Raw genomic sequence first — 19,782 nt, forward strand, 5'->3', positions numbered from 1 at the left:
CGCTCTGCGTGGGAACGATCCCCTTAAACAGCGACGCTGACCTCCTGCCGATCCACCGCGACCAACGTCTCGATCATCGCCCGCGCCGCCGGCGACAGCCGAAATCCGGTGCGACTGACAATCCCGCACCGCGCATTCATGCTCTCCAGGTTCTGCGGCAAATTTCGCCAGTGCAGCAACACCAGCGAACCCTTGGCAATGTCCTCGACAAACGCCTCTTCCGTACCGACGCCAATCGCATTCGATTGCAGCACCACTTTCACCAGCGCCGGAAAATGCTCGGTCTCGATGGTCGGGGAGAAATCGATGCGGCCACTGAGGTTCGCCAGCAATTTTCGAATGCCCGGTGGGATCAGCGTCGTCGCCAACGGGTAGTCGAACATGTCGTTGGTCGACAGGCTTTCCTTGGCCAATAGCGGATGCCCCGGCCGGCAGAAAAACACGCCGCGTTTGGGCGTCAGTGCCTGGGTCTGGAAGTTGGGATCGGACTCGAAATGGCGGATGTCGGCGATGAAGAATTCGATCTCTTCACGGCTCAACGCGCGGCTGAGTTTTTCCCAGTTATCCACCTGAAAACAGGTGCGCACTTTCGGGTGCGCATTGATGAATTGCGCCACGGCGTCCGGTACCAGTTTCACCGCCGGCGCCGGGCCGCAACCGAAGTGCACTTCACCGGCATCGAGCTTGGTCATCTGCGTCACTTCAGCGCTGAGTAAGGCTGCGCCCTGCACCAGGCTCAGGGCGTGTTGCAGCACCACCTGGCCTTCGGGCGTGGGGCGCAGATCCTTGTTGCCGCGATCTACCAACACGCAGCCGAACTCCTGCTCGAGCCCCTGAATACTGCGGCTGAACGCTGGTTGAGTGATGCCCATCGCGTCCGCCGCACGGACAAAACTGCGGTGTTCGTTGAGGGCGATGAAGTACCGCAACTGGCGAAGATCCATATGCTTTTCCGGCATCCTAAAAATAGCTCGAAGGCATTTGCGACGAGGGTTGCTAGAGGTTTTAAATGCAAGTTCTTATTCCGTCAACGAAGCATGTGAATATCTATTAGATGTAAATGGAATATAGATAGAGCGTTGTTTCGCTGCCGTCCAAACCGTAAGCAGTCGATGAGGGTCTACCCATGAGCAATGCCGCACTCGCAGTTAAACCCGCTGTCCACGCGCTGGAAATCCATCCGGTGGCCGGTCGTATCGGCGCCGAGATCCGTGGCGTGCATTTGTCCGGTGAGCTGGACGCCGCCACGGTCGAAGCGATTCAACAGGCGCTGGTTCAGTACAAAGTCGTGTTCTTCCGTGAGCAGACCCAGCTTGATGATCAGCGTCAGGAAGCCTTCGCCCATCTGCTCGGCGAGCCAGTGGCGCACCCGACCGTCCCGTCCCGTGAGGGCACCCGTTATCTGCTGGAACTGGACGGCGCTGAAGGCCAGCGCGCCAACTCCTGGCACACCGACGTGACCTTCGTCGACGCCTACCCGAAAGCCTCGATCCTGCGCTCGGTGGTGGCCCCGGCCTTCGGCGGCGACACGCTGTGGGCCAACACTGCGACGGCTTACAACGGCTTGCCAACCGAGCTGCGAGAACTGGCCGACAAACTGGTTGCCGTGCACAGCAACGAATACGACTACGCCAGCGCGAAGCCGGACGTCTCGGCAGAGAAGCTTGAGCGCTATCGCAAGGTCTTCACCTCTACCGTTTACGAGACTGAGCACCCGGTGGTCCGCGTGCATCCGATCAGTGGCGAAAAGAGCTTGCTGCTGGGGCATTTCGTCAAACGTATCAAGGGTTATTCGCAGGCGGATTCGGCGCATCTGTTCGGGCTGTTGCAGAGCCATGTGATCCGCCAGGAAAACACCGTGCGCTGGCGCTGGAAGGCCGGTGATGTGGCGATCTGGGATAACCGTTCGACGCAGCACTATGCGATTGATGATTACGGCACTCAGGATCGGGTGGTGCGTCGGGTGACGCTCAAGGGGGAAGTGCCGGTGGGCGCGAATGGGCAGCGTAGTCAGACCATCAAAGGTCGTGACTGAAGATCAACATCCCCTCATCGGAACGCCGCCCGCCCAGCCCTCTCCCAGAGGGAGAGGGAGCCGACCGAGTTGTCTCCCGTTATGCATCGACCTGAAAGATCTTTATCGATTATGGATTCGGTGAGGCACGATCAGGTCGGTGTACCTCTGAAATATCCCCCATTCAGTCCCCTCTCCCTTTGGGAGAGGGTTAGGGTGAGGGGCTCTTCCCGCTACCAAACACCAATCTGAACAACCTTCTCGGCTTCCGGCTCACCATAGCGAAACCGCTGCCCGCGCAAATCTATCTCCCGATGACTGATCGTGGTGCGCCGCTTCAACCCGCGCACCCACTCAAACAAATACCCCGCATGTTCCTCGCGCACCGCCGCGAACGCCGGGTCATCCCCCAGGTCGCGCAACTCCTGCGGATCATTCAGCAGATCAAACAACTGCGGTCGAAAACCGTCGTACGCCAGGTATTTCCAGCGCTCGCTACGCACCATGGTCATGCGGCAACGGTCGATCGGCTGGCCCAAACGCTCACGCGCCGGCGCCTGGAAGGCGTAGTCGTATTCACTGATTGCATAGCGGCGCCAGTCCGGATGTTCACCGTGCAGAAGCGGGATCAACGAACGCCCTTCAAGCCGATGCTCCGCCCCCGGCAATCCCAATGCCTGAAGAAACGTCGGCAACGCATCGATGGTTTCTGTCAGTCGATCATCGACGGTTCCCCGGGTGACATCCGCCGCCGCCCGAGGGTCTCGCACGATCAACGGTACCCCCACCGCCTGCTCCAGCAAAAACTCCTTCTCACCGAGCCAGTGATCGCCCAAAAAGTCGCCGTGATCGCTGGTGAACACGATCAGCGTGTCATCCCATCGACCATTGCTCTGCAGAAAATCGAACAGCCGTCCGAGTTGATCATCCACCTGCTTGATCAGGCCCATGTACGTAGGGATTACAGTCAATCGTACTGAATCGCGGGAAAAGTTGAGGCTTTCCTCATGCTGGCGAAAGGCAGCATATACGGGGTGTTTGCTGACTTCGGAGGGCGTCGCGCGGACCGCTTCGAGAATCGATTTCGTACTGTACAAGGCGTGGTACGGCGCTGGTACGATGTAGGGCCAGTGCGGTTTGATATACGAGAGGTGTAAACACCACGAGTTCTCGCCTTGCTCGGTGATGAAGTCGATGGCTCGATTTGTAGTGTAGACAGTCTCTGAGTGTTGCTCGGGAATTCGTGCTGGCAAATTCGCATGACGCATTTTCCAGCCGCTGAGGATTTCACCGTTTTCGCCTTCGGCGGCATTGGCCCAGTCGTGCCAGGGGTTTTTGCCGTCGAAGCCGTGTTCACGCAGGTAATGCGTATAGGGCGCGGATTCGCGTTTGTCGTCGAACAGCGGGTCGTCGGGGTAGATGCCGTCGTGGCGCATGTAGGGTTCGAAACCGACTTCGTTGAGGATTTCGGCTTGCTCGCTTTCGGGATTGATCGCCAGGCGTTGCAAGGCATCGACATTCGCGGTGGCGTGGGTCTTGCCGACCAGTGCGGTACGAATGCCGTGCGGGCGCAGGTAATCGCCAATCGTCAGTTCTTCCAGCGGCAGCGGCACGGCGTTCCACGCCACTTGATGGCTGCTGACATAACGTCCGGTGTAGGCCGACATCCGCGATGGGCCGCAGATCGTGCCTTGGGTGTAGGCGCGGCTGAAACGTACGCCGGCAGCGGCGAGGCGATCGATGTTTGGCGTGTGCAGATGCGGATGGCCGTAGCAGGACAGGTAATCGCGGCGCAGTTGATCGCACATGATGTACAGCACGTTGCGCACGGGGTTTGGCGGGGTGGGCATGGGGTTCACCGGTCAATGGGACAGGCGAGGTATTTCGCTAGGCGTGAGGGTGTTCGGCAAGTGCATTTGGGGAATGGGTTTTATGCAGTGGATGCATCGGTACCTGTGCCGGCCTCTTCGCGAGCAGGCTCGCTCCCACATTTAGACTGCGTTCCCCTGTGGGAGCGGGCTTGCTCGCGAAGAGGTCCGATCAGACGGCGAGATTCTGCAGCGAGCAAACCTCCTCATCCTGCTGATCAATCGCTTTGATCTGCTCAATCATCGCCTCCGCCAACGGCGACAACCGATACCCCGCCCGGCTGACAATCCCATAACGCGTATACAGCTCCTCAAGATCATCGGCCAACCCCTCAATGCGCAAACACACCAGCTCGCCCTTGGCCTGATGCAGTGCATCCGAGTACGCACCGACAATCCCGATCGCATCCGAACGTAGCACCACACTGAGCAGACTCGAGCTGTTCTCACACTCCACATTCGGCGTGAAATCTGGCCGTCCACTGAGATCGACAATGACTTTTCGCAAGTTCGGCGGACGAATGCTCACCGCCAGTGGATAGCTCATCAACTGCTCGGCGCTGACCTTATCGAAAGCCGCCAGCGGATGCCCCGCACGGCAACAGAAATGCCATTTACGCGGCCGCAACCGGTGCGTCAGATAATCCGGATCCGCCTCGAAGTAGCGTGTGTCCGCGACAAAGAATTCGAATTCCTCGCTCATCAGTCGCTTGCTCAGACTCTGCCAATCATCCACCTGAAACTGCACCCGCGCTTTCGGATAGCGCCCGATGAAGCTGCCAATCGCCCGAGGAATCAAACCCGCCGCCGGCGCCGGCCCACAACCGAAGCGCAATTCCCCAGCCTCAAGCCCATTGAACTGGCTGATCTCGTTGGCCATCTGCTGCGCGCCGCTGACCAGTCGCCGCGCGTGTTCGAGCAGCACCTGGCCCTGTTTGGTCGGCGGTAATTCCTTGCGCCCGCGATCAACCAACTGACAGCCGACACTGTGTTCCAGCGCCTGAATGCTGCGGCTGAACGCTGACTGCGACAGATTCACCGCCTGCGCGCCGGCGACGAAGCTGCGTTGTTCAGCCAGGGCGATGAAGTGACGAAGTTGGCGCAAGTCGATATGCATTTTTCACATAAAAAATATCTGGGAAATGCATTGGATATGCATTAGGTCGACTCCTTATAAAGGCAATCTCTTATGCAGTAAATATCTGTAAATACATAAATAAATAACTTAAAAGAATATGCAGCGCTGAAGATGTCTGTGTGTTTTTTGACCAGGAGCCGCGCCATGAGTCCGTTGAACCTTGCGTCACCCTTAACGCCACGACGGCTCAAACGCCTGCCTCTGGCCCTGTTGCTGGCAGGGAGCGCGAGCTGGACTCACGGCTACGCCGCCGATTCTGATACCCCGGCGCCAGTGCCGGCCGGCAAGCCTGCCGCCAACAGTTCGCAACTCGAAACCGTGACCGTCACCACCCGCCGCCGCGAAGAAAGTTCGCAGGATGTACCGACGCCAATGAGCGTGGTCAGCGGGCAGAATCTGGAGACGCAGCGGGTCTACCGGATTCAGGATTTGCAACAACTGGTGCCCAGCGTCAACGTCGCCTACATGCACGCACGCCAGTCCAGCGTGTCGATCCGTGGCCTGGGTAATAACCCGGCCAGCGATGGTCTGGAAGGCAGCGTCGGCCTGTACATCGACAACGTCTATCTGGGCCGCCCGGGGATGGCGGTGTTTGACTTGATGGACATCGAACAGCTTGAAGTCTTGCGGGGGCCGCAGGGCACGCTGTTCGGCAAAAACACCACCGCCGGGGTGATCAACATCAGCACCCGCGCGCCAACCTTCACCCCTGAGCGCAGCATCGAAACCTCGGTCGGTGAGGACGGGTATTTCCAGACCAAGGGCACGATTTCCGGCCCGCTCAACGATCAACTGGCCGGGCGTTTTTCGGCCTACCGCACGCGCAGCGACGGCGACATCAAAAACGAATACGACGGCCATGATTTGAATGGCGGCTCGCGCGAGGGCTTCCGCGCGCAACTGCTGTTCAAGCCCAACGAAGATTTCAACCTGCGCTGGATCGGCGACTACAACGAAGAGGATTCCAGCGCGGGCACCCGTGTGCTCTACAACACCGGGCCGACCATCAACGGCGTCAACCTGTACCAGTCGCGCGCCAACGCCGCCGGGGCAACATTGGTCAACGGTTCGCACCGCAAGGTCAATCTGGACAACGACCAGCATGTCACCGTGCATCAGGGCGGTACCTCGGTGGAGGCTAACTGGACGCTACCGAGCGATTTCACGCTGACCTCGATCAGCTCCTATCGCTTCTGGAATTTCACTCCGCGCAACGACGACGGCCTCAACGTGCCGGCGAGCTACAACGCCGGGGTTTCGGTGGAGGACAAACAGTATTCGCAGGAGTTTCGCCTGGCCTCGCCCAAGGGTGAGTTCTTCGATTACGTCGTCGGCGCCTACTACTTCGGTTCGGATCTGGACAATAAATCCTTCGCCTATTACGGCCCGCAAGCCGATATCTGGAATGGTACGGCGCCCGGTGCGCTGGCCAACGTCACCAGTGTTGGCAACGGCCATATCAAGACCGACAGCTTTGCGCTGTTCGCCCAAGGCACCTGGCATCTTACCGAGCGGCTGGATTTCACCGCCGGGGTGCGTGGCACTTATGAAGAAAAATCCGCCTGGGTCACGCGCAATGCCCCGGTCGGCGGCGCGGCGGTCACGGGGGCGGCGGCCACGGCGCGACGCGGTCGTGCCGGCGCTTACGATTCCGGTGACTTGAATCAGTACAGCTCCAGTCCCTCCGGGCTGCTCAATCTCAGCTACCGGATCACCGACGATGTGCTCGGCTACGCCACGTTATCCCACGGCGAGAAATCCGGCGGGGTTAACCTCGCCGTCGGTTCCGCTCCGGTGGCCGGCGCCGATTCGCTGCTGATCGGCACCGAACGCGCGAACAACGCCGAACTCGGCTTCAAGAGCACGCTGTGGGATCACCGCCTGCAACTCAACGCCAACGTCTTCTGGACCCAGGTCAACGCCTACCAGACCAACGCCTACGACGCCGAAAACCGCGTGCAGTACCTGACCAACGCCGGTTCTGTGCGTTCGCGCGGGGTCGAGTTCGAAAGCACGATGATCCCGTTGCGCGGCCTGACCCTGAACATCAACGGCTCCTACAACGACGTCAGCTACCTGTCGTACAAAGACGCCCCATGCCCGCCGGAAGTCAGCCAGGCGCCGGGTGCTCCAGCGTCTTGCGATCTCAGCGGCCATCAAGTGGTCGGCGCTTCGAAGTGGATCGGTAACGCCAACGGCGAATACAAATGGAATCTGGATAACGGCTTCGAACCTTACGTCACTGCCAGTTATGCCTTCCGTTCGAAAGCGGTCGGCACGGTCGAGGATTCCGACTACGGGCAGATCCCGAGTTACGCCGTGGTCAATTTTTCCACCGGTCTGCGCGGCGACTTCAACCAAGGCCAGTGGGACGTGTCGCTGTGGCTGAAAAACGCCTTCGACAAAACCTACTACACAACCCTGTGGACGGGCGGCAACGGCGGCTATGAAGGCCTGCTCGGCACACCGCGCACCCTCGGCGTCACCGGTCGCTACGACTTCTGATTCGTCACTCAAGGAGCTGCATCATGTTGCGTATCAAAACCGCTTTGCCGGTGTTGCTGTCCGGCGCAGTGCTCAGTGCCGGCGCCTTCGCTGCACCGAGTGTTTACCCGACGGGCGTCACTCGTTACGACCCGAACAAGGCGTTCAACCAGTACGTGATTTTCAGCGGCGCCGACAAGCAGACACACCTGATCGACATGAACGGCAACGAGGTGAAAACCTGGCCACAGGCAGGTTTCCCGTCGGCGATCATCGATCCAAAACTGGTCGGCGGCGAGCGCGGGCATGTGTTGCTGCAACTGAGTGAAAAGGATCCCGGCAAACTCGGTTCGGCCGGCAATGGTCTGGGCAATCAGAGTATCGGTGAGCTGGACTGGAACGGTAAAGTTGTCTGGCAGTGGGGCGACAAGGCGCCCGGTGGCGCGGCGCAACAGCACCATGATCAGCGCCGTTTGAGCAACGGCAACACCGTGGTGCTGGCGAACAAGGTGCACAAGGTCAAAGGCTTCAAAGTGCCCGAGGTGATCGACGATGCGATCTATGAAGTCAGCCCCGAAGGCGCGGTGAAATGGCAGTGGCTGGCCTCGGAGCATCTCAATGAGTTCGGCTTCACCGCCGAGCAGTTGAAGCTAGTGCGCGCCAGCGAAAATCCGGACTACCTGCACATCAACAACCTCAGCCTGGTCGGGCCGAACAAGTGGTTTGATGCCGGTGACAAGCGCTTCAATCCGGACAACCTGTTGATCGATTCACGCAACGCCAACTTCATCGCGATCATCGATAAGAGCAGCGGCAAAGTGGTCTGGCGTCTCGGACCGAATTTGCCGCTGATCAACCCGAAGACTGCACAGAAACTACCGCGTCCGGTGGATCAGTTTGTCGGCCAGCATGATGCGCACATCATTCCGGCCGGATTGCCCGGTGCCGGTAACGTGCTGGTATTCGATAACCAGGGTTCGGCGGGTTATCCGAACGTCACCCTCGGGCTGATTTCCGGTTCGCGGGTATTGGAAATCGACCCGGTGAAAAACGAAATCGTCTGGCAGTACAGCGCGGCGAATTCGAAGCAGCCGGGTTGGGCGTTTTACAGCTCGTTTATCAGCAGTGCGCGGCGCTTGCCCAACGGCAACACGCTGATCGACGAAGGCATGAACGGGCGGTTTTTTCAGGTGACGAGCAGCGGTGAAAACGTCTGGGAATACGTCAGCCCCTATCTCGGCAAAGCGCCGGGCAGCGACGCGATCAGCAACTGGGTGTATCGGGCGCTGCCTGTGAGTTATGACTGGGTGCCAACGGGCACGCCACGCTCCGAGACGGCGGTTAATGCCCCGATTGTCGGTGTGCAGCAAACCAATGCCAGTCGTTAGCTGAATTGGAATTAGTGCTCGAACGAACGGCGATAAGTTATGACCGGGTTGAACAGTGCATATTGCAATTTAGTTAGTTGCCTGCGTGGACAATAATTGAATGTCCAACCATCCTGACTGTCGTGAGTTTCCAGGAGGAAACTTGCTCTCATCGGAAGACACTTATCCCAACGATAAAGGAAATCGAATCATGTCGAGCATTAATGGCACTTATGTCAATTCCAACTCTGGCGCCAAGCTGGTGATTACCGATGGTAATGATTCCAACGGCTCGTTCAGCGGAACGTTGAGTCAGGGTGGCGTGAATTACGACATCCGTTATGGAAACTACCATTTCCAGAACAGTACCGGTAACCCAACCACCATTGCAGTACTTGCTCAGAATGGTAATAGCGGTTATCAGACATGGGCACTGTTTTCGCCGGATCATAACTACGCAAAATTGCGCGCTGCCGGCTCCCGTACAAACTTCGATGGTGATGTGGTGACCCTGGGCGGGGAATTCGTTAAACAGTAGTCTTGTTTAAAAATTTAAAAGGCCGGTGCACGAAAGTGCTCCGGCCTTTTTTGTTATTCAGGAAAAATTATCATCAGTTATCTACTTGGTATTAGTCGTCCTGCAAAACCGTGTCAGTCGTATTTGATGCGTTGCATGAATACTTTTAATGCCTGAAAAGCATGCACTTTTTCACCTGTCGCTGCAGCCCGCGTGGCGCGTGGCTTTGGCGGAATTGATCAATTCGCATATTCCATAATGACCTATGCATAACGTTAAAGATTACTTTCGGAGATAAGCGCCAAGCCCAATGATTCACCCGTCGATCCGCCGTTGGGGGATTCAACAAAACGGTTGATCGGCAGTTTTTGTAGAGAACGCAAAAAGACCGCAGGGAGTGAATCAATGGGCAATGTCCAGACCGCCGCCAGCGCAGAGGAATTGCTGTGGCGTCAGACGCCGGGTGGCGAGTTGGTCGATCTCGGCCGGCCGCATCGTGTGCCGTTGGGGCAGTTGCGTTTGCAGCGTGCGCCCCAGGGCATTCTGAGTCGGCGCGAAACAATTCTGCTCGGCGTGCTCGCGCTGGTGGTGCATGGCGCGGTGATCTATTGGATCAGCCAGAAGCCGACGCCGGTGCTGCCGATCGTGCCGCCGGAAATTCCGCCGATGACCATCGAGTTCTCGCGCCCGGCACCGCCAGCGCCACCGGTTGTCGAGCCGCCGCCACCTGCGCCAGTGGTTGAACCGCCACCGCCGGTAGAAGACGAACTGGCGGTAAAACCGCCGCCGCCAAAACCCGTTCCGAAACCCAAACCGGTGGTTAAACAGGCACCCAAACCAGCACCGAAAGCGGTCGAGCAACCACCGGCGCCGCCACAACCGGCCGCTCCGGTTGCAGCGCCAGCGCCACCTGCGCCTCCCGCGCCGGCACCGGTAACCCCGGCATCAGCGAATGCCGCGTACCTGAAAAACCCGGCGCCGGAATACCCGTCGCTGGCCCAGCGTCGCGGTTGGGAGGGCACGGTTTTGCTGCGCGTACATGTGCTTGCCAGCGGTAAACCGGGCGAGATCCAGATAGCCAAAAGCAGTGGCCGGCAACAGCTCGACGACGCGGCGCTGAATGCCGTGAAACGTTGGAGTTTTGTCCCGGCCAAGCAGGGTGATGTCGCCCAGGACGGCTGGGTCAGCGTGCCCATCGATTTCAAGATTCATTAAACCGAAACCAAATTCGCGCGAAACGTTTACACGAGGGAATACATCATGACGTTACTGGCATCTCCACTGGAATCCATCGAAAGCGCGGTGATCTGGCTGCTGGTGGTTTTTTCCGTCGCCACTTGGGGGCTGGCATTGCTCAAGGCTTGGCAGTTCGGGCGTCTGAAGGCGCAGGACCGGCGTTTTCACAAACGTTTCTGGGCGGCGTCGAGTCTGGATTCCGCCGCTGAATTGAGCGAGACCCAACCCGGCGCAGCCGCGCGGGTGGCACAGGCCGGTTACGCGGCGATTCAGGTGGGCGAGGCGCCGCAGGCCAATGATTTGAGCCAGGCGATCAACCATCAGGATCGACTGGAGCGCGCCTTGCGTCAGCAGATCGTTCGCGAACGGCGTTCGCTGGAGACAGGCCTGGCAGTGGTCGCCAGTATTGGCAGTACGTCGCCGTTCATTGGTTTGTTCGGCACGGTGTGGGGAATCATGGAAGCGTTGAAAGGCATCAGCGCGGCCGGTTCGGCGAGCCTGGAAACGGTGGCCGGGCCGATCGGTGCGGCCCTGGTTGCAACGGGTGTGGGGATCGCCGTCGCGGTGCCGGCGGTGCTGGTTTACAACTACTTTTTGCGTCGGTTGAAACTGACGGCGGCGGATCTGGATGACTTCGCCCACGACTTCTACAGCCTGGCGCAGAAGAGTGCGTTCCGTGTGCTGATTCATCCGACCGCGCACAAGGTTGCAGCAACCGGCAATTCGGCAAAAGTGAAGGAGGCGTCCTGATATGGCCTTCTCCACGCAAGACAGTGACGAGGTGCTCAGCGAGATCAACGTGACCCCGCTGGTGGATGTGATGCTGGTGCTGCTGGTGGTGTTTATCGTCACCGCGCCGCTGCTGACCAATGCGATCCCGATCAACCTGCCGAAGACCGAAGCGGTGGCGCCGGTCGAGCAGAAGGATCCGCTGGTGGTGAGCATTGATGGTGCCGGCAAACTGTTTATCAACAAGGATGAGATTCAACCGGACCTGCTGGAATTCAACCTCAAGTCGGCCAAGGCCAAGGACCCGGAAGTGCGCGTGCAATTGCAGGCCGATGACGGGGTGAATTACGGCGAAGTGGCGCGAGCGATGGCTTCGATTGAGCGGGCGGGGATTACCAAGTTGTCGGTGATTACTGCGCGGTAACAGGATTTACGTTTTTCCGGGGCCGTCTCCTTGGCAGGGTGCGGCCCTTTTTTTTATTTCTGGCGGGGGAGAAAAGCCCCTCACCCTAACCCTCTCCCAGAGGGAGAGGGGACCGACCGTGGTGATTGTTCAAGGTACGCCGACCTGAAATATCCAGTCGAACTCCGGATTGGAAAGGCTAGGTGATCGGCTCCCTTTCCCCCTCGCCCCCTTGGGGGAGAGGGCTGGGGTGAGGGGGAAAAAGATTTCAAGCCATGCATAAATCTCATATTCAATTCAGATCTTAATAAATAGCTTCTTATTCCTTAACGAATATAAATCCCCTCCCTATACTCGTTCAGGAACAGACACGACGCAGGAGAGCTCCCCATGCGCAACGAATCAATCCGCTACCTGATTGTGCCGGGCTGGCAAGGATCGCCAGAAGATCATTGGCAAAGCCACTGGCAGAACAGCCTGCCGAATAGCGCGCGGGTCGAGCAGGCCGATTGGCTGACGCCGCGTCGTGAAGACTGGGTCGCGGCACTGGCCGAGGCGATTGCCGCCGACAGCACGCCGGTGATCCTTATCGCCCACAGCCTGGGCTGCGTCACGGTTGCCCATTGGGCAGCCACTGCGCCGCTGCAATACCTGCGTCAGGTGCGCGGCGCCTTGCTGGTCGCACCGGCCGATGTCGAGCGCCCGGCCTGCGCGCCGGCGCTGCGTAACTTCGCACCGATTCCGACTGATCTGCTGCCGTTCCCAAGCCAGGTCGTCAGCTCCGACAACGACGCCGCCGTCAGCGCACCGCGCGCTCTGGAACTGGCGCGCAACTGGGGTGCCGAGGCGGGGATTCTCGCCGGGGCCGGACACATCAACGTCAAGTCCGGGCATCAGCGTTGGGAGCAGGGTTTTGCCTATCTCTATCGCCTGCAAAACCGCATGGAACACCACGCCCGTCGGCGCGCCTGATTTCTTTTTTCTTTGAACGCCCCCGTCTCCCGGCGGTTTTGGGCGGGAGTCTGCCATGAGTTTCGAAACCTTCGGTCAGCCGTTGCTGACCTTTCCCGATGCTGAAAAAAGCCCCCTGAGCATTCGCGCCAAGGCGCTGGTTTTTGTCGACCCGCGCTCGCGTCAGTTGCGCGAAGAACTGGAGCAGTTGGCGCCGCGTTCGACCTCGGTACTGATCCGTGGCGAGACCGGCACCGGTAAAGAATTGCTTGCCCGGCATATCCATCGCGCCAGCGACCGCAGTGGCCTGTTCGTTTCGGTGAATTGCGGGGCGATCAGCCCGACCTACGCTGATGCCGAACTGTTCGGCTATGCCGCCGGCAGTTACAGCGGCTCGGCCAGCAGCCGTGCAGGCTGGTTCGGTTCGGCCAACGGCGGCACGCTGTACCTCGATGAAATCGGCGATTTGCCGCTGCCGATCCAGATCAAACTGCTCGCCGCCCTGGAGAACCACGAAGTCACCCGTGTCGGTGCACATCAACCGAGTCCGGTGGATGTGCGCCTGGTCGCGGCGACCAGCATCGATCTGGCGCAAGCAGTGGACGCTGGCAAATTTCATGAGCGGCTCTATCACTACTTGAGCGAAGGGCAACTGGAACTGCCCGCCTTGCGCGCGCGTATTGGCGACATTCTTTCGTTGGCCGAGTATTTCCTCGGCATTTATAGCCAGCGTCTGGATCTACCGGTGCCGCTGATCAGCGAAGCAGCGCAACACGTGCTCGAACAACACAGCTGGCCGGGCAACACCCGCGAGCTGGAAAACGTCATTCACTTTGCGTTGTTGGTGAGTACCGGTGACGAGATTCTGCCGGAGCACCTGAATCTGCCCGAGGTGTCTGGGCCGCAGCTTCAGATCGAGCGACTGGTTGCACAAATCAACATCGGCGGCAGCGTCGATGAACGTAAGGCATTGAAAGATTTGCTGATTCGTCTGAGTGCGGCGTTGTAACCGTTTCGTTCAACATGAACAAAATGGAATATGAAGCTGAATAAACGTTATTGTCCGGGAATAAAAAATCCCGGTATTGTCCGACCCACGCCAGCGATATCACTTCACTGGCACACGTATTAATGCCGTCGTCGATGACGACCGTGATTTTCGATAAGGACACTGCATGAAAAAGGTTCTGTTGTTTACCGCATTGGCGGCTGCTCTGACTGCTTCCCTGGCCAATGCCGGTGAGAAACTGGTGGTTGCCGCGACCCCGGTGCCGCACGCTGAAATCCTCGAGCTGATCAAGCCGACCCTGGCCAAAGAAGGCGTGGATCTGGAAATCAAAGTCTTCACCGACTACATTCAACCGAACGTACAGGTTGGCGAGAAGCGTCTGGACGCCAACTACTTCCAGACCCTGCCGTACCTGAACAGCTTCAACCTGGGCAAATACAAGGACGACAAGTCCAAGTACCTGGTGACCGTGCAGGGCGTGCACGTTGAACCGTTCGGCGGCTACTCGAGCAAATACAAGACCCTGGCTGAACTGCCGGACGGCGCCACTATCGCCATCCCGAACGAAGGCAGCAACAGCGGCCGCGCTCTGATCCTGCTGCAGAAGGCTGGCCTGATCGAGCTGAAAGATCCGAAAAACGCTCTGGCAACGCCGAAAGACATCGCCAAGAACCCGCACAACTTCAAGTTCAAGGAACTGGAATCGGCCCTGCTGCCACGCGTTCTGAAGGAAGTTGATCTGGACATGATCAACACCAACTACGCGCTGGAAGCCAAGTTGAACCCGCAGAAAGATGCGCTGGTGATTGAAGGCGCTGACTCGCCGTACGTGAACTTCCTGGTGGCCCGTGAGGACAACAAGAACAGCGACGCGATCCAGAAACTGGCCAAAGCCCTGACCAGCCCGGAAGTCAAAGCGTTCATCGAGAAGAAGTATAACGGCGCGGTACTGCCGGCGTTCTGATCTGACGCTCGAACCACCCCCTTCAAGGTGTGAAAACGCCGATGGCCAGTGATGGGCATCGGCGTTTTTGTGTGTGCGTTGGGAAAGCCCCTCACCCTAACCCTCCCGAAACGTCGGACCGCCCAGAGGGAGAGGGGACTGATCGGGGGATGCTGTAGATGTACGCCGATGTGAAAGATCTCTGCCGAATCCATAATCGACTCGATCTTTCAGGTCGATGTTTGACGTAAGACACCTCGGTCGGCTCCCTCTCCCTCCGGGAGAGGGCTGGGGTGAGGGGCTTTTGATTTACGCTGTGGCCTTCAGCGCCCGCCTCAACGCCACCAACAATTTCACAATTTCCTGCGGATCCAGTCGCTGCGGCACTTTTACGTCCACGTTTTCTTCCTTGTTATGGGTTTGGCCGGGGGAGTCTGGCCAAAAGCTGTTCATCCTTGGAGGGCTTTCGTGAAAAAAAGATCCGTCCTACAGCGCAAAGGAAAATAGCCTTCTTATTCCTTCCCGGCAAACCCACAAGATAGTTTTTTGGGTGATATCAATATGCTTTAACGGTATTTAAATTCTTGTTTTTATACCTATAAAGTCGGTGTCTGCCGGACAGCCATCCGCTGCCCATGGACTGCATCACCGTCGCTTACCGAGCGGCGTCCAGGACGCTTCATGACCTTTGATTACGCTTTTATCCTCAGCACCCTGCCGGCATTTCTCAAAGCCGTGGGCGTGACGCTGCAGGTCGGTTTTATCGCCATTGGCACCTCGTTGTTGGTGGCACTGCTCAACGCGACGATTCTGGTGTTCCGCACGCCTTACCTGCAAAAGCTCGTGGGCCTGTACGTGGAGCTTGCGCGCAACACACCGCTGCTGATCCAGTTGTTCTTCGTCTACTTCGCCTTGCCGGCGCTGGGGATCAAGGTCTCCGGATTCACCGCCGCGATCATCACCATGACCTTCCTCGGCGGCGCCTACCTTACCGAAGTGCTGCGCGCCGGCGTTGATGCGGTGCCGCAGGCGCAACTGGAATCGGGGCGTTCCATCGGCCTGTCCCACGGCCAGTTGCTGCGCTACGTGATCCTGCCGCAAGCGGGGATCCTCAGCCTGCCGTCGCTGTTCGCCAATTTCATTTTCCTGCTCAAGGAAACCACCGTGGTCTCGGCGGTGGCGGTGCCGGAAATTCTCTACACCACCAAGAGCTACATCGCGCTTTATTACAAAACCTACGAAATGCTCGCCGTGCTGACACTGATCTGCGTGCTGTTGTTCTTGCCGCTGTCGCTGTTGCTCAGCCGTCTGGAAAGGAGGCTCCAGCATGGCCAGTTCGGGTCTTGAACTGCTCTGGGTGTCGTTGCCGCAACTGGCCAAAGGCGCCGGGCAAACCCTGTCGATCTCGTTTCTGAGCATCGCCATCAGCACCGTTGGCGGCGTGCTCTACGGTGTGCTGCGAACGCTCAACGTGACGTGGCTGAACGCGATCCTGCGGGTGTATCTGGAGCTGTTCCGGGCGATCCCGGTGCTGGTCTGGCTGTATCTGTTGTTCTTCGGTCTGCCGATTTTCTTTGGTCTGAGCATTCCGAGTTTCTGGTGCGCGGTGCTGGTGCTGTCGTTGTGGGGCGCCAGCGAGGTCGGCGAAGTGGCGCGCGGTGCGCTGCATTCGTTACCGCGCGGGCAGCGTGAAGCGGGGCTGTCGATCGGTCTGAATGCCGCGCAACTCTACGGCTACGTGCTGCTGCCACAAGCGCTGAAGCGCATGACGCCACCGACCATCAACGTCTACACGCGAATCATCAAAACCAGTTCGCTGGCGGTGCTGATCGGTGTGGTCGATGTGATCAAGGTCGGCCAGCAGATTATCGAGCGCACCTACGAATCGGTGCTGATCTACGGCGCGTTGTTCCTGTTTTTCTTTTTCATCTGCTACCCGCTCTCGGCCGCCTCGCGCGTGCTGGAGCGGCGCTGGACGCAAGCATGAGCGCATTGATCGAGTTTCACGGTTTCAACAAATTCTATGGCGAGCAGCAAGTGCTCAACGGCATCGACCTGCAAGTGCAGAGCGGCGAAGTGATCGTTATCCTCGGCCCCAGCGGCTGCGGCAAAAGCACTTTGCTGCGCTGCCTCAATGGTCTGGAAGAAGCCCACAGCGGCAGCCTGAAATTTCTCGGCCGTGAGCTGCTGGACAAGGCCACTGACTGGCGCGAGATCCGTCAGCAGATCGGTATGGTGTTCCAGAGTTATCACCTGTTTCCGCACATGAGCGTGCTCGACAACCTGCTGCTCGGCCCGCTCAAAGTGCAGAAGCGTCAGCGCCGCGAAGCGCAGCAGCAAGCCGAGGCGCTGCTCGAACGCGTGGGTCTGGCCGACAAGCGCGACGCCTTCCCGCGTCAGCTGTCCGGCGGTCAGCAGCAACGCATCGCCATCGTCCGTTCGCTGTGCATGAACCCACGGGTGATGCTCTTCGACGAAGTCACCGCCGCGCTTGACCCGGAGATGGTCAAGGAAGTTTTGCAGGTCATTCAGGGCCTGGCCCGCGAAGGCATGACCCTGCTGATCGTCACCCACGAAATGGCCTTCGCCCGTGCGGTGGCCGACCGCATCGTGTTCATGGATGCCGGGCGCATCCTTGAACAGAACCCACCCGAGATTTTCTTTACGAACCCGCAAACCGCACGCGCGCAGCAGTTTCTGGAGAAGTTCTCCTTCGTTGCAACACCGCCAGAAACGAATCCGACAAAGGAACTGGAACTGTTATGAAAACTGCCGCTTTTTTACTGCCCCTGCTCAGCCTCGCCTTGCTCGCCGGTTGCAGCAAAACCGAAGAACCGCCCAAGCCGAAAGTCGCCAGCGAAAGCACCGCGCCGGCCGGTTACCTGGACAGGATCAAGGCTCGCGACAAATTGATTGTCGGCGTCTTTACCGATAAGCCGCCATTCGGTTTTGTCGATGAGGCCGGGCGCTACGTCGGTTTCGACACTGATATTGGCCGGCGCTTTGCCAAGGATCTGCTCGGCGATGAAAACAAGGTCGAATTCGTCGCGGTGGAGCCGGCAAGCCGCATTCCGTTCCTGCAAAGCGACAAGGTCGACCTGATCCTCGCCAACATGACCGTCACCCCGGAGCGCAAGGAAGCGGTGGAATTCACCAACCCGAACCTCAAGGTCGCGGTGCAGGCGCTGGTGCCGCAAAGCAGCTCGGTGAAAAACCTTGATGACCTGGCGACCCGCACCACTATCGTCACCACCGGTACGACGGCGGATATCTGGCTGACCAAGAATCATCCGGACTGGAAACTGCTCAAGTTCGAGAAAAACTCCGAATCGCTGCAAGCCTTGGCCAATGGCCGTGGCGATGCCTATGCGCAGGACAACCTGGTGCTGTTCAGCTGGGCCAAGCAGAACCCGGGCTATCGCGTACTGGAGGACAAACTCGGTGCAGAAGCGCCAATTGCACCGGCGGTGAAGAAGGGCAATATCGAACTGCGCGACTGGGTGAATACCGAGCTGACCAAGCTGGGTGAGGAGAAGTATCTGCTCAAGCTGTACGACCAATATGTGCGTAAGGAACTGAGCGATGACACCAAGCCTGAGAGCGTGATTGTCGAGGGTGGCAAGTGGCAGGGGTGATTGTCTGTTGAGTCGGTGGTGAGGCCTGCCCCTCACCCCAGCCCTCTCCCGAGGGAGAGGGAGCCGACCGAGTTGTCTTGCATCGGACATCGACCTGCGGAACCGAGTCGATTATGGATTCACAGAGGCATTTTCACGTCGGCGTCACTCTTGAGCATCCCCCAATCAGTCCCCCCTCCCTCTGGGAGTGGGTTAGGGTGAGGGGCTTTTGGCTGGAACGCTCAATCCGGCCAGTTCCACGCCGGCTCATCCAGCACCCGCTGCCCGACAATCCCGGTCTGCCCCAGGGTTTTCTCCAGCACAATGCAGTTGCATTCCGGATCCTCCTGCAACGCCGAAATCAACCGCCGCGCATGTGACACCACCCACACCTGACACTGCTCCGAGGCACGGATAATCAACCGCGCCAACGCTGGCAACAGATCTGGGTGCAAACTGGTTTCCGGTTCGTTCAGTACCATCAATGACGGTGGCCGTGGCGTCAGTAATGCCGCGACGAGCAGCAGATAGCGCAACGTCCCGTCCGACAGCTCCGCCGCCGATAACGGCCGCAACAAGCCTTCCTGATAAAACTCGATGGCAAACCTGCCACCGGCCTGTGCTTCGATATGCACCCGAGCGCCAGGAAACGCATCGGTAATCGCTGCGCGCATCGCATCCCCATCACCAATCTCGATGATGGTCTGCAAAGCCGCTGCCAAATCCCGCCCATCGTGATGCAGTACTGGCGTGCGCGTGCCCAATTGCGGCTGGCGCACCGGTGCATCGGCATCGCTGCGAAAGTGATCGTAAAAGCGCCAGCGGCGAATGAACTCGCGCATCTGAAACACTTCCGGCGAGCTGCGCAGGCTACCGACCTGATCAAACAAACTGTCGAAATTCGGCGTGTGTTGCGCCAGCACGTCCCATTGGCGCTCGGCGCGTGCGCGGATCATCGGGCCGTCGCGATCCACCAGCAGGCTGGCGGGACGGTAAAGCGCGCCGGCCCAGATGCATTCGCGCTTGATCTGCGGGTCGAGGCTGAACCGCGAGGGGATCGGCCGTGAATGTTCGGGCAATATGAAGTGCCCGTTGGAATCGGGCAGGCCGAGGCTGATCGAATAACTGAAATCCTCCCCGGCAAATCCCAGACGCAGGCGCTTCACACCTTGGCGCACCGTCGACTGGATCGGCACTTCGCCGTTGCGCATGCGCCGGCTGATGGTTTCCGGCCCGGCCCAGAAGGTCGATTCCAGTCCACCCTCACGGGCCAGCGCATTGACCACGCCGCCCTGTGCGGTTTCCGCCAGCAGGCGCAAGGCCCGGTAGAGGTTGGACTTGCCGCTGCCGTTGGGGCCGGTGATCAGGTTCAGCCGGCCCAGCGGGATCACCAGTTTGTTGATCGAACGGTAATTGGCCACTGCCAGAGTGTTGAGCATGGAATTCCTTCTCTTGAGACGCCTATTGTAGGAGCTGCCGCAGGCTGCGATCTTTTGATGTTGTTTTTAA

General features: G+C 58.9%; 18 protein-coding genes. 14 read left to right on the forward strand and 4 right to left on the reverse strand.

What is annotated here, in order from left to right:
* Positions 1–23: 23 nt before the first annotated feature.
* Positions 24–944: a LysR family transcriptional regulator gene (locus tag PspS49_RS01075; protein ID WP_007917649.1), complete on the reverse strand. Its 921-nt coding sequence runs from the start codon at positions 942–944 to the stop codon at positions 24–26.
* A gap of 182 nt (positions 945–1,126) precedes the next feature.
* Here PspS49_RS01075 and PspS49_RS01080 point away from each other — a divergent pair, with 182 nt between their 5' ends.
* On the forward strand, positions 1,127–2,035 hold the full coding sequence (locus tag PspS49_RS01080) for a TauD/TfdA family dioxygenase (protein WP_095113908.1): 909 nt from the start codon (positions 1,127–1,129) through the stop codon (positions 2,033–2,035).
* A 212-nt stretch (positions 2,036–2,247) separates the two neighbouring features.
* Here the strand turns inward: PspS49_RS01080 and PspS49_RS01085 are convergent, their stop codons facing one another.
* Complete coding sequence (locus tag PspS49_RS01085; protein WP_160037790.1) at positions 2,248–3,864, reverse strand: alkaline phosphatase family protein; 1,617 nt, start codon at positions 3,862–3,864, stop codon at positions 2,248–2,250.
* Between the two features lie 190 nt (positions 3,865–4,054).
* A complete protein-coding gene (locus PspS49_RS01090; protein WP_110720862.1) occupies positions 4,055–4,999 on the reverse strand; it encodes a LysR family transcriptional regulator in 945 nt (314 codons plus the stop codon).
* Between the two features lie 165 nt (positions 5,000–5,164).
* Between PspS49_RS01090 and PspS49_RS01095 the strand changes: the two genes are divergently transcribed.
* From PspS49_RS01095 to PspS49_RS01155, 13 genes are all read left to right on the forward strand, one after another.
* Complete coding sequence (locus PspS49_RS01095) at positions 5,165–7,525, forward strand: TonB-dependent receptor (protein ID WP_160037792.1); 2,361 nt, start codon at positions 5,165–5,167, stop codon at positions 7,523–7,525.
* Positions 7,526–7,548: 23 nt separating this feature from the next.
* Positions 7,549–8,892, forward strand: coding sequence for an aryl-sulfate sulfotransferase (locus PspS49_RS01100; protein ID WP_160037794.1), 1,344 nt, complete (start codon positions 7,549–7,551; stop codon positions 8,890–8,892).
* 190 nt (positions 8,893–9,082) lie between these two features.
* Positions 9,083–9,409 carry a hypothetical protein gene (locus PspS49_RS01105; RefSeq protein ID WP_127925411.1) on the forward strand — a complete coding sequence of 109 codons (327 nt, stop codon included), beginning with the start codon at positions 9,083–9,085 and terminating at the stop codon, positions 9,407–9,409.
* 384 nt (positions 9,410–9,793) lie between these two features.
* Positions 9,794–10,603: an energy transducer TonB gene (locus tag PspS49_RS01110; protein ID WP_160037796.1), complete on the forward strand. Its 810-nt coding sequence runs from the start codon at positions 9,794–9,796 to the stop codon at positions 10,601–10,603.
* A 45-nt stretch (positions 10,604–10,648) separates the two neighbouring features.
* The gene (locus PspS49_RS01115; protein WP_127925413.1) at positions 10,649–11,374 is read left to right on the forward strand and encodes a MotA/TolQ/ExbB proton channel family protein; all 726 of its coding nucleotides are present in this window, start codon (positions 10,649–10,651) and stop codon (positions 11,372–11,374) included.
* Position 11,375: 1 nt separating this feature from the next.
* Positions 11,376–11,777, forward strand: a complete 402-nt coding sequence (locus tag PspS49_RS01120) for a biopolymer transporter ExbD (RefSeq protein WP_003220570.1) — start codon at positions 11,376–11,378, stop codon at positions 11,775–11,777.
* A 369-nt stretch (positions 11,778–12,146) separates the two neighbouring features.
* A complete protein-coding gene (locus tag PspS49_RS01125) occupies positions 12,147–12,728 on the forward strand; it encodes an alpha/beta hydrolase (protein WP_077570156.1) in 582 nt (193 codons plus the stop codon).
* Between the two features lie 55 nt (positions 12,729–12,783).
* Entirely contained in the window at positions 12,784–13,716 is a 933-nt protein-coding gene (locus tag PspS49_RS01130; RefSeq protein ID WP_127925414.1) for a sigma 54-interacting transcriptional regulator, read from the forward strand.
* Between the two features lie 166 nt (positions 13,717–13,882).
* A complete protein-coding gene (locus PspS49_RS01135) occupies positions 13,883–14,680 on the forward strand; it encodes a MetQ/NlpA family ABC transporter substrate-binding protein (protein ID WP_127925415.1) in 798 nt (265 codons plus the stop codon).
* 660 nt (positions 14,681–15,340) lie between these two features.
* Positions 15,341–16,006: an amino acid ABC transporter permease gene (locus tag PspS49_RS01140; protein ID WP_123375646.1), complete on the forward strand. Its 666-nt coding sequence runs from the start codon at positions 15,341–15,343 to the stop codon at positions 16,004–16,006.
* The gene (locus PspS49_RS01145; RefSeq protein ID WP_007918714.1) at positions 15,987–16,646 is read left to right on the forward strand and encodes an amino acid ABC transporter permease; all 660 of its coding nucleotides are present in this window, start codon (positions 15,987–15,989) and stop codon (positions 16,644–16,646) included. Before PspS49_RS01140 ends, PspS49_RS01145 begins: the two co-directional genes overlap by 20 nt.
* Positions 16,643–17,425: an amino acid ABC transporter ATP-binding protein gene (locus PspS49_RS01150; protein WP_160037798.1), complete on the forward strand. Its 783-nt coding sequence runs from the start codon at positions 16,643–16,645 to the stop codon at positions 17,423–17,425. Before PspS49_RS01145 ends, PspS49_RS01150 begins: the two co-directional genes overlap by 4 nt.
* Positions 17,422–18,294, forward strand: a complete 873-nt coding sequence (locus PspS49_RS01155) for a transporter substrate-binding domain-containing protein (protein ID WP_160037800.1) — start codon at positions 17,422–17,424, stop codon at positions 18,292–18,294. The genes PspS49_RS01150 and PspS49_RS01155 overlap by 4 nt, the downstream gene beginning before the upstream one ends.
* 221 nt (positions 18,295–18,515) lie before the next feature.
* On the opposite strand, the gene PspS49_RS01160 is transcribed toward PspS49_RS01155, so the two are convergent.
* Entirely contained in the window at positions 18,516–19,712 is a 1,197-nt protein-coding gene (locus PspS49_RS01160; protein WP_160037802.1) for an AAA family ATPase, read from the reverse strand.
* Between the last annotated feature and the right edge of the window lie 70 nt (positions 19,713–19,782).

This window comes from Pseudomonas sp. S49 (genome assembly GCF_009866785.1).
Lineage (GTDB): Bacteria > Pseudomonadota > Gammaproteobacteria > Pseudomonadales > Pseudomonadaceae > Aquipseudomonas.